Raw genomic sequence first — 10395 nt, forward strand, 5'->3', positions numbered from 1 at the left:
AAAAAGGCATATAAAGAAAGCCGGTTAGAAAGGCGAATGAGGATCTACACTAGGCCCAAGCTCCTTGTAATCGATGAAGTAGGCTATCTTCCATTAGATGGCCTTGGCTCGAACCTCTTTTTCCAGCTAATAAGTGCCCGTTATGAAAAGGGGAGCATAATACTTACCAGCAACAAAGGCTTTGGAGAATGGGGGGAGCTCATGGGAGACCCTGTACTTGCTACTGCAGTGTTGGATAGACTATTACACCATGCCCACATAATCAACATAAGGGGCAACAGCTACCGCCTAAAGGACAGGCTAAAGACCGGGTTGTATGGTAACCAACATAATAATGCTTAAATTTAAAAAAAGCCAGGGTGGGTCAATTTAAAATCGCTGAAAATGGGTCAATTTAAATCCGCTATTGACAGGAAAGGAAAATAGGAAATATTTTAGGCTTAAAATAGGGGTTATTTCGTTGTTTCAAGTAAAACGGAATAATGATTAAAACATAAAGGACGATAATGATATTTTAAAATATAGAATTTAATGTATAATGATAATAAGTTAAAGTTTATATTAATTTAGTAAAGGAGAATGCTTTACATGACCGAAACAGGTTTTTTCAATGGAATTAGAGCGAAGGATAACACTGTGCTGAATATTAAGCAAAAAGCAATCCGAATTATATTGTTTTTTGATTTTGGGAATCTTTTCTGGTTTTATAGCAAAATATGTTGATACTAGACCTTCTAATGATACGATTGGGAGTTTTATAATATAATTGGTAATATAAGTTCCAGAATTGGAATATGGGTTTTTGCGGCTACTATTATTTCTGCTTGGAGCAGAACACCCAAAGCAGGGGCAATACATGTTTTTGCTTTTTTGTTGGAATGCTACTTACTTACTATATCTATTCAATGAAATTATTTGGTTTTTTTCCAATATACTATTTTATTCGTTGGGGATTAATTGCTTTAGTATCTTCACTGGCGGCTTATTTGGTTTGGTTTAGCAGAGGAAAAGGTTGCATTGCAGCATTATGTGCTGCTCTCCCTATTGGTTTATTGGCGGCAGAAGGATACAGTTTTCTTTACACGTTTTCGCCAGGCCATTTTTTTGACCTTTGTGCTGCTCTTTTACTGTTTTGTATTTTACCATCAAGTAAACATCAATATTTAAAGACGCTGCCACCAGTAATATTCATAGTACTAGCACTTAGAAACTTCAATATCTTATCCTATTTAAGTGGCGGACTATAAACTTAGTTACGTCCGTATATTGTGTAAAAAAGGGTCCAGGCCACTGAGCTAATCAAAGCTGAACCTTATGAAAGAACCGAAGAAAGACAAGCCTATCGTAACGGCTAATTCTCTTGAGGTATGGCGGATGCGACTCATTTAAGAGACAATGAATAGAGGAAGATGATATGTTTAAAGAGGTGTATAAGTTGTACAGGAAATTTTTAATGCTTTTATTGATAACAATAATAATTTTTTCGGCAGGATGTAATAAGGTGCAAGAAAGTCAAATTTCTTTAGAGCAAGAGACACGAAAAGATAAGGTTGTAGTTGAGACGCGGGGAACTGCGAAAAATACCGAGGATATTATTCCAAGAATTGAACTTATCCTTAATAATGATCCTTACCGGCATGAGATAACCATTACAGACGGTAAAATGATAAATGACATTATGGCAATGATAAAGGAAAGCAAACCGTTAAAAGATGAATCAAAAATAAGCGATATGAGTGGAATGGCCCGAAAAAATAATAAGTTGATTTTTGTTGGAACTGATGGCAGCAAAAAGGAGATTACTTTCGCATACGATACTCTCGATGAGGTAGGGTACATGGAGGAAGATGGGAGAAAGCTTGAGCCTGATTACAGTTTTTTTAGATATATCCAGGATTTAAGAGAGTATAAAAATCCCGATACGAACGTTGAACAGCGGGTAATACAACTATTTGGTAAGTATAACTGGACTGTTGACTATAAAATAAACACTTTGAAAGAAAAATTACCTGAAAATCTTAAACATAAGGCAGGAGAATATCCGGTAAAAATATACTGGGCTTACAATAATGAACTTTCCAGGCAAATTGGGCTTGATTTTACCGGTTATCTCGGAAAGGAAGTAGTAGTAGAGATTTACAGGTTGAGGGAACCACTGCCTGAATTTTTGAAACCAAGGGAAGATGCGAGAGGGATTGTTCTTAAATATAATGATGAGATTATTGGAGCATACATCGATGCTGGAAGACATAATTCTTTTGCATGTTCTCTCGATAGAAAGAGTTTAAAGGACATTACCGGTAAGGAATGGAATGAGTGGATTGAAGATTATATCGATTATGAGGATGAATCGGAAATCAAGTTATCCAAAATGGAACCAAAGGAGATTATTAGAGAGTATTTCAAGGCATTAGACAAAAACAACGTAAAAATGTTATGGGCATGTATGACAAGGAAACATTTATCGGAGCTTTTATCAATTAATATGGATAACCAATACCTTTTCAATAAAGCCGAGGATAATATGGACTATAACATTAATAGGGCAAAGTTGCTGGAGATATCAGATGGGCTTCAGACTAAGCCGGGGGTGTTGGAATATGCAGTTAAAGTTTATTTTGATTTCAAAAAAATAATAACAGACGATGATGGAATCAAAACAAGATTTGTTATACTGAAGAAAGAGTCTGAAAAAAGCGGCTGGAGGATAGATGGCGTTGGGACTGGGCCGTGATTGATATGAAATAAAAGATAAAGATGGAGTTGAGATAATTGCTTGGAAATCTAATGCATATGAAATATTTTATTATTATTATTTTGTGTATTTGTGCATTAGTATTTTTGTATTATGAGAACAACCTTATAACTGTTACTGAAATCATTGTTAAATCTCCTGATTTGCCCGATGCTTTTGATGGATACAAAATAGTTCATTTATCGGACCTGCACAGCAGCCTATTTGTTTTCCAGCCGGCAATGAAAGCAGACGATATAAGCTATGACGACGATATTAAGCTGCTTTATGCGGGCCCCTATGTGGATTATGGACCTTTTAAAAGCAGCGAACCCAAGCTGTTAGAAAACATCCCCAGGTATATATTTCCATACACAGATCAGAGGCCGTTTATTAAAGATGGGAAAACATATTTGCCTTTAAGGTTGATTTTTGATATTCTGGGGTATCAGGTCCATTGGAAGAAAGATGACGACAGCATAACGATATATAACGAGCAGGAGAAGATGATATTAAATACTTCCACGAAAACAATAACTGCAGGTGATAAAGTTTTTGACGTTCCGCTGCTGTTGATGGAGAATCGCTATTTTATACCGCTGAGGGACTTTTCTAAAGTAACGGGAGATAGCATAATGTGGGACGGCGATACAAGGACGGTCATATACGTTAAAAAGGGAAGCAGTTTTATAAAGCCATCCGTAACCATAACCAAAGTCGAGTATAAAAAGGGGCGTTATTCCGCAGAAGTCAAGTGTATAATTAAAAACACATCGGGCGAAATCATCCCCCAAAATAAACTGGTTGCCGTGATGGATACGGTGGGAGGACAGTCACTTACCTTTGCGACGGATTTTTACAGAAACAGGGATAAAGACATCTCGATCAACGAATTGATACCCGTTTCCTTTTTTGTAGATAGAGAAACTTATAAAATATTGATAGTAGGCGTTTACGACAGAGATTCATATTTAGAAGGAATAAATTTTTTAGTGGGGGATCTGCCTTAAACGCCAATTAATGAAAAGCACTATTGCGCAATAGTGCTCTTTTTTATCTTTCGTAATAGCCCGTTACCCTATTTATTGAATGAGAACTGCGGCAGAGGTAAAATAATTTAAAATATATCTAAAATAGAAATCGCACTGTAGATGAGGAGCAATGCCATCAATATATTGAAGGCTTTTCTGTACTCGCTTAAAAACTTTTGGAAAACAGCGCCGAAAAGCGCCCAGCAACAGGTTGACAAAAAGCCCACAAAAGCGAGGAAAATGGAGAACAGGAAAAGTGTTATATTGGATTTATAATATGGTATTATAAAATTTGAAGTTACGGTTATTCCGTATAATATTACTTTTGGATTGACAAACTGCATGGTAATTCCGGTTAGGAATGTGCTCATATTGTCACTGGGAGAACCGTTTTCATCAGAGGTGCTTTTCAGTATTTTAACAGCCAGATAAATAATATAGATTGAGCCGAGCAATTTCATTAATACTCCAACTTTGGGCATTAAATTAAACAATAACAGGTTGAGATAATTACACAGCAACATGATTATGGCAAAGCCTGTGGTAACACCTAAAATAAAGTTAAGTGCTTTCTTAAATCCAAATTGGTTTCCGTTGGTCATAGCCATAATGTTGTTGGGCCCGGGAGTGAAAGTAGTTACAAATACGTAGGACAGGAATGCAGTTAGATTAGGCATTTTTTTACCTCCTTGATATAAGAAATCTTTCTCCTGTAGATCATCAGAGGAATATATTTCGCCAGGAGTGGGCCAATTCCTTTCCGCTGCTCCTGAAAAATTTATACCCGCGTGATTTATTTCAGTAGTGCTTTTAGGAGGAATAGATAATGTTCTTTAGCAAAGAACAGGTCGATAGGGGAAGAAAAATCGTAAATGCCGGCATAGTTATTTTGACTTTTCTTTTAATTGTAAGTTTAATTATCGATTTTGCTTCTTATGACACCGGTAATTTAATAAAACACGTCGTTATTTTTGGGCTGGTTCTGATTAACATATTTTTATATTATAAGGGCAACAGAATAGCATTTAGAATAACCATGTTTCTTTTATCGATGGTTTATATATTTGTATTTGGATTATTACCCGTGTATTTGATTTTAATCCTGCTGCGAATGTTAAATGTTTTGGATGCTTTCGGTGGGGCTTTATACTTGATAATCCCGGCCGTTATTATAATAACAATAAATGTTATAATATTTAAAACGGACTTATACGATGATGTTTTGGCCTTCAAAACTTACTATAACAGAAACATAAAAAAATAACCGGTGGCCCATCACCTGAATAAAACTGATAAAACTGGTTAAAATTTCAAAAGAGGTGATGGGTCGTGAAGAAAGAGGCGATAGCCCGGTTACTGGCGGAAATCTCATCTTTTCTAATGGAGGAGGAAGAGGGCACCATAAAGCCTGCGGAGTTTTCGCTGAGCGACGAAGTTGAGAAAGCGCACCGGGAACTGGTTTCGGCTGAAAGGTACTTCCAGAGCGTTACGGACCCCGACCTGGTGGATCATGCCATATACACCATGGAGGCGGCCAGGAGGAAGTACATTTACCTTTTGAAAAAAGCCAGGGAGCAGGGAATAACCTCCAGAAACTCGTAATAAAATGTACAAAAAGCCCGGAGGGGTGAGTTTTGTGCAGCTCGATATAGGCGCAATAGCGGCCTATGCCTTCGGCCTTATAATGCTTTACGTGATAGGAAGGGTTTTGCTCGGGCCGATAAAATTCGTGCTACAGCTGATTTATAACGCCGTCATAGGCGGAATAATCCTGTTGCTGCTAAATTTTATAGGGGGCTATGTGGGACTCCACATAGCCGTCAACCCGTTAACCGCCCTTACCGTAGGGTTTCTCGGTGTTCCGGGAATAATACTTCTTATAATACTGAAAAATATACTGTGATTGCCGACCGTGACTGCCGCGCCCTTCGTTCGGAAGGGCTTTTTTATTGCAAGAAAATTCGCTTGACTACCATTCTTTCCTCTGTTATACTTTAATAGAGTTTACTGTATTAATCGATGTCATCCGCTCATCACAACGTTTTTTCCACCTGTTATATATTCTAAAACAAGTTGTATTACAACAGAACATATATGCAGTTTAATGTATTATAACAGATTTTTGTTATTTTGGAAGGGAGGAAATTCTATGGCAAAAGTGCTGGAAATCCGCTGGCATGCCAGAGGCGGCCAGGGGGCAAAGACGGCGGCTCTTATGCTGGCCGAATCGGTAGCCGAAATGGGCAAGTATGTCCAGGGCTTTCCGGAGTACGGGCCCGAAAGGATGGGGGCTCCTATCCAGGCTTTTAACAGAATCAGCGACGAACCTATTTACATCCACTCCAACGTGATAAACCCCAATATTGTAATCGTGCTCGACCCCACCCTGATAGGAAAGGCAAATGTGACCGAGGGGGTGCCGGAAGACGGTATCTACATCATCAACACCACCAAGACTCCCGCGGAAGTGAGGGAGATGCTGGGCATCAAGAGCGGCAAGATCTACACGCTGGATGCCAACCAGATATCGCTGGAGACCATAGGAAGAGCCATTCCCAACACTCCCATGATGGGAGCTTTTATCAGGGCGACGGGCATCATACCCTTCGACCAGTTTATGACCCATATGAGGGAACAGCTTTCCAAAAAGTTTAAGTCCAAGCCCGAGGTAATCGAGGGTAACCTGAAGGCCATAGAGAGGGCTTACCGGGAGGTGAACGCGGAATGACGCCGTACAACCCCTTTAACAGAAATTTTGGCACCGGCACCAGGACCAAAGCCGTGCGCCCCGACATGAAGTGGCACGAACTGACCCGCGCGGGCAACATCTACGAACCGGGTAACGCCAACACCTACGAGACCGGTGACTGGAGATCCATAAGACCCGTGTGGAACAAGGAAAGGTGCATACACTGCCTTATGTGCTGGAGGTACTGCCCCGATGCTTCCGTCATAGCCAAAGGGGGCAAGTTTGAAACCTTTGACTACAAGCACTGCAAGGGATGCGGTATCTGCGCCAAGGTGTGTCCCGTCAACGCCATAGACATGGTCCCCGAGGACGAAATCAAGAAGGTGAAGGAGGCGAACAAGGATGAAGAGTAAGGTGGCGCTTACCGGGAATGAAGCGGTTGCCCAGGCCATGAAGCAGATAAACCCCGACGTGGTGGCCGCGTACCCTATAACCCCCCAGACCGAAATAGTACAGATATTTTCTTCCTTCGTGGCCAACGGAGAAGTGGATACCGAATTCGTAGCCGTTGAAAGCGAGCACAGCGCCATGAGCGCCGCCATAGGCGCCGCCGCCGGCGGAGCCAGGGCTATGACCGCCACCTCCAGCCAGGGTCTGGCGCTGATGTTCGAGGTGGTCTACATCGCTGCTTCGATGAGGCTGCCCATCGTGTTCCCGGTGGTCAACCGCGCCCTGAGCGGCCCCATCAACATTCACTGCGACCACAGCGACGCCATGGGCCTCAGGGATTCCGGCGTTATACAGCTCTTCTCCGAGAACGCCCAGGAGGCTTACGACAATATGATCCAGGCGGTGCGCATAGCCGAGCATTCCGACGTGCGCCTGCCGGTAATGGTCAACATGGACGGGTTCATCACCAGTCACGCCATGGACGTGCTGGAAGTGCTCGACGACGAGACTGTGAGGAACTTCGTAGGCACATACGTGCCCGAAGATTACCTGCTGGACGCCGAAAACCCCATTTCCATAGGCAACTTTGACATGTACGACTTTTACTTCGAGCACAAGCGCCAGCAGGTGGAAGCCATGAAAGCGGCCAAGGAAGTTATAAGGGAAATCGGTAAGGAATTCGGCAGGATTTCCGGCAGGGAATACGGCCTCATAGAATCCTATAAACTGGACGATGCCGACGTGGCGGTAGTGGTGCTCAACTCGGCGGCCGGTACCGCCAAGGGCGTTGCCGACGAACTCAGGGCGAACGGCGTAAAAGCCGGCGTATTAAAGCCCAGGGTCTACAGGCCTTTCCCGCAGGACGAAATCCGGGAAGCATTAAAGGGTGTAAAAGCCGTAGCGGTGCTGGATAGAGCCGAAACCTTCTCAACCTGCGGCGGCCCCATTTTTGCCGATATCAGAAACGTGCTTTACGACCTGAAGAACGATATAAAGGTGGTCAACTACGTATACGGCCTCGGCGGAAGGGACCTGAGGCTGGAACATGTGGCACAGGTATTTGAAGAACTGGAGAACATCAGGAAGACCGGCAGGGTCGATGAGACCGTCAAATACCTGGGCCTTAGGGAATAGGAGGTGTCAAAATGGCGACATTGAAAGAGCTCTCCAGGGTTGAAGAGAGATTTGTCGGAGGCCACAGGCTCTGCGCCGGATGCGGCCACGGCATTTCAGTAAGGATGATATTGAACGCGGTGGAGGACGCCAATGTGGTCGTGGGCTGCGCCACGGGCTGTCTCGAAGTGGCCAGCACCATTTATCCGTATACGGCCTGGAACTGCTCCTTCATCCACAACGCCTTTGAAAACGCCGGAGCTACTATCAGCGGCGTAGAGGCGGCTTACAGGGCTTTAAAGAAGAGGGGCAAGATAGACAGGGACTTCAAGTTCATTGCCTTCGGCGGCGACGGTGGAACTTACGACATCGGACTGCAGTCGCTTTCCGGCGCCATGGAAAGGGGACACAATATAGTTTACGTCTGCCTTGACAACGGGGCTTACATGAACACCGGTATTCAGCGCTCCAGCGCCACACCGACTGGAGCCGATACCACTACGAGCCCGGCCGGCAAGGTCATCCCCGGCAAGCAGCAGCCGAGGAAGGACCTGACCGCCATCATGGCGGCCCACAACATTTCCTATGCGGCCCAGACGGCCATAAATAACTGGCAGGACGTGCACAAAAAGGCAAAGAAAGCTATAGAAGTCGAAGGGCCTGCGTTCCTCAACGTGTTGTCGCCCTGCCCGCGCGGCTGGCGCTACAATACGCCGGATATTGTGCAGATAACGAAACTCGCCGTTGAGACCAGATTCTGGCCGCTTTACGAAGTGGAAAACGGCAAGTGGAAGCTGAACTACAAGCCAAAGAAGTACGTCCCCGTCGAGGAGTTCCTTAAACCCCAGGGCAGATTCAGGCACCTTTTCAAACCCGGCAACGAGCACCTCATAAAAGCCATACAGGAAGAAGTCGACAGCAGGTGGCTTGCGCTCCTGGAGCGGTGCGGGGAAACCCCGGAACTTCCTCCGAGATAAAGCAACCGATCCCTCGCGGATGATCCGCGGGGGATTTTTTTGTCATAGCAAAATCCTCATATAATAGCTTTTCTGCGGCGAAACCAATATTATAATACGGAAGAAGAATTTTTTAAACGGAGGGAGGGGGGAATATGATTTTTAAAGACAGGTACAGGTTCGGATTGGTACTCAGCGGAGGCGGGCTGAGGGGAGCTGTGCACCTGGGAATTTTGAAAGCCCTCAAGGAAAACGGCCTTTACCCGGATATCCTGGCAGGTACCAGCGCCGGCAGCATCGCTGCAGCCTTTTACGCCTGCGACGTCGATATCGACTGGTTTGCGAGCCGAGTTAGTTCCATGAAGCCCTGGAATATACTGGATCCTGCCTTTCCGCTGGCGGCTGTTCTGGCTTTGCTGTACCGCTTCTGGACCCGGCGGCCCATGGTCATGGGGAAATGGCCCGAGGGGCTTTTCAAGGGCAATAAAATAGAAAAGTGGCTGGACGGGCTCTTCAGAGGGAGGACCTTCAACGACCTTAAAGTACCTCTCTCGGTGGTAAGTGTGGACATAGAGACGGGTGAGACCGTGGTCTTCTGCCCCCGAAAAAATATCCCGTTTCGTGGCATGAGAAACACGGTTTTCATAAGTGACGCCCCGGTTTCCGCCGCTGTCAGGGCCAGCATTTCGCTTCCCGGCATCTTCGTGCCCAAGCAGGTGGCCGGCAGAAAGCTGGTGGACGGCGGCATCAAGGACAATGTGCCTGTGGACGTGCTTTTTCATCAGGGTGCCTGCAAAATCCTGGCGGTGGACCTGGGGCAGAATACCGGCAGGCGCCGGGTGGATTCGATGGTGGATATACTTATGGCGTCGGTGGAGATAATGGGCCGCGAGCTTGCCTACCATATACAAAAGGAATACCCGGCCTTTTACGTCTACCCGCAGGTGCAGGGGGTAGGTTACGGGGATTTTTACAGGATACCCGAATTGATAAAGTTCGGGGAGAACTTTGGAAGCAGTATTATGCAGGAAATCAAGAAGTTTCTTTACACTTAAATTTAACAAAAAAAAAGGGTTAATTGTAAAATTAAATGCGACCGTAAAATGCAATATTAAATGCGACACATTTTTTGGAAACCCGAATGATGTTGGGTTTTTCAATCATGAAGGCTGAAGTTCGTAAGTTAGTCGCTCTATTTCCCGGAAAAAGAGTTCTGCTGGTTGCCGGTAGCCCAGGATTTTTCTGGGCAGAGTATTACACCAATATTGCACCCGTTCGATTTGTGAAAAAGATAATTCCTTGATAGCTGTTCCCTTAGGAATTAACCGCCTGATTAGGCCATTGTGCCGCTCATTGGTGGCCCGTTCCCAGGCAGAGTAGGGATGAGCATAATAAATATCAATTCTGTGGACATTCAAATTG

At 44.4% G+C, this 10395-nt stretch carries 13 protein-coding genes; 11 read left to right on the forward strand and 2 right to left on the reverse strand.

Annotated elements, in window-relative coordinates:
* From LZ11_RS11645 to LZ11_RS11655, 3 genes are all read left to right on the forward strand, one after another.
* The coding region (locus LZ11_RS11645) for an ATP-binding protein (protein WP_170240381.1) at positions 1-342 on the forward strand (342 nt) is incomplete at its 5' end.
* A gap of 1084 nt (positions 343-1426) precedes the next feature.
* Entirely contained in the window at positions 1427-2734 is a 1308-nt protein-coding gene (locus tag LZ11_RS11650) for a DUF4830 domain-containing protein (protein ID WP_148868047.1), read from the forward strand.
* A gap of 242 nt (positions 2735-2976) precedes the next feature.
* Positions 2977-3744 (forward strand): copper amine oxidase N-terminal domain-containing protein, encoded by a 768-nt coding sequence (locus LZ11_RS11655; protein WP_170240382.1) that lies wholly within the window; start codon positions 2977-2979, stop codon positions 3742-3744.
* A gap of 107 nt (positions 3745-3851) precedes the next feature.
* Here LZ11_RS11655 and LZ11_RS11660 read toward each other — a convergent pair whose 3' ends face one another.
* Complete coding sequence (locus LZ11_RS11660; RefSeq protein WP_148868039.1) at positions 3852-4442, reverse strand: LysE family transporter; 591 nt, start codon at positions 4440-4442, stop codon at positions 3852-3854.
* Positions 4443-4591: 149 nt separating this feature from the next.
* On the opposite strand from LZ11_RS11660, the gene LZ11_RS11665 reads away from it, so the two are divergent.
* The 8 genes from LZ11_RS11665 (at position 4592) to LZ11_RS11700 (ending at position 10028) form a co-directional block, all read left to right on the forward strand.
* A complete protein-coding gene (locus tag LZ11_RS11665) occupies positions 4592-5029 on the forward strand; it encodes a hypothetical protein (protein WP_148868040.1) in 438 nt (145 codons plus the stop codon).
* A 65-nt stretch (positions 5030-5094) separates the two neighbouring features.
* Complete coding sequence (locus LZ11_RS11670) at positions 5095-5367, forward strand: DUF2508 family protein (RefSeq protein WP_222927264.1); 273 nt, start codon at positions 5095-5097, stop codon at positions 5365-5367.
* 34 nt (positions 5368-5401) lie between these two features.
* Positions 5402-5668 (forward strand): pro-sigmaK processing inhibitor BofA family protein, encoded by a 267-nt coding sequence (locus LZ11_RS11675; RefSeq protein WP_148868041.1) that lies wholly within the window; start codon positions 5402-5404, stop codon positions 5666-5668.
* A 246-nt stretch (positions 5669-5914) separates the two neighbouring features.
* On the forward strand, positions 5915-6493 hold the full coding sequence (locus LZ11_RS11680; RefSeq protein WP_148868042.1) for a 2-oxoacid:acceptor oxidoreductase subunit gamma family protein: 579 nt from the start codon (positions 5915-5917) through the stop codon (positions 6491-6493).
* Positions 6490-6867, forward strand: a complete 378-nt coding sequence (locus tag LZ11_RS11685; protein WP_148868043.1) for a 4Fe-4S binding protein — start codon at positions 6490-6492, stop codon at positions 6865-6867. Before LZ11_RS11680 ends, LZ11_RS11685 begins: the two co-directional genes overlap by 4 nt.
* Complete coding sequence (gene porA, locus LZ11_RS11690; RefSeq protein ID WP_148868044.1) at positions 6857-8038, forward strand: pyruvate ferredoxin oxidoreductase; 1182 nt, start codon at positions 6857-6859, stop codon at positions 8036-8038. The genes LZ11_RS11685 and porA overlap by 11 nt, the downstream gene beginning before the upstream one ends.
* A gap of 11 nt (positions 8039-8049) precedes the next feature.
* Positions 8050-8994 (forward strand): thiamine pyrophosphate-dependent enzyme, encoded by a 945-nt coding sequence (locus tag LZ11_RS11695; RefSeq protein WP_148868045.1) that lies wholly within the window; start codon positions 8050-8052, stop codon positions 8992-8994.
* Positions 8995-9128: 134 nt separating this feature from the next.
* A complete protein-coding gene (locus LZ11_RS11700) occupies positions 9129-10028 on the forward strand; it encodes a patatin-like phospholipase family protein (RefSeq protein ID WP_246110813.1) in 900 nt (299 codons plus the stop codon).
* Between the two features lie 105 nt (positions 10029-10133).
* On the opposite strand, the gene LZ11_RS11705 is transcribed toward LZ11_RS11700, so the two are convergent.
* Positions 10134-10395: IS30 family transposase (locus LZ11_RS11705; RefSeq protein WP_148868046.1), on the reverse strand; the 262-nt coding region annotated here is incomplete at its 5' end.

The sequence above is a fragment of the Thermosediminibacter litoriperuensis genome (assembly GCF_008124715.1).
Taxonomy (GTDB): domain Bacteria; phylum Bacillota; class Thermosediminibacteria; order Thermosediminibacterales; family Thermosediminibacteraceae; genus Thermosediminibacter; species Thermosediminibacter litoriperuensis.

Excerpts from the sequence above, each read along its gene's own strand:
- LZ11_RS11700 (WP_246110813.1), top strand. The coding sequence starts at position 9,129 with ATGATTTTTAAAGACAGGTACAGGTTCGGATTGGTACTCAGCGGAGGC.
- LZ11_RS11680 (WP_148868042.1), top strand. The coding sequence starts at position 5,915 with ATGGCAAAAGTGCTGGAAATCCGCTGGCATGCCAGAGGCGGCCAGGGG.
- porA (WP_148868044.1), top strand. The coding sequence starts at position 6,857 with ATGAAGAGTAAGGTGGCGCTTACCGGGAATGAAGCGGTTGCCCAGGCC.
- LZ11_RS11660 (WP_148868039.1), bottom strand. The coding sequence starts at position 4,442 with ATGCCTAATCTAACTGCATTCCTGTCCTACGTATTTGTAACTACTTTC.
- LZ11_RS11685 (WP_148868043.1), top strand. The coding sequence starts at position 6,490 with ATGACGCCGTACAACCCCTTTAACAGAAATTTTGGCACCGGCACCAGG.
- LZ11_RS11695 (WP_148868045.1), top strand. The coding sequence starts at position 8,050 with ATGGCGACATTGAAAGAGCTCTCCAGGGTTGAAGAGAGATTTGTCGGA.
- LZ11_RS11665 (WP_148868040.1), top strand. The coding sequence starts at position 4,592 with ATGTTCTTTAGCAAAGAACAGGTCGATAGGGGAAGAAAAATCGTAAAT.
- LZ11_RS11655 (WP_170240382.1), top strand. The coding sequence starts at position 2,977 with ATGAAAGCAGACGATATAAGCTATGACGACGATATTAAGCTGCTTTAT.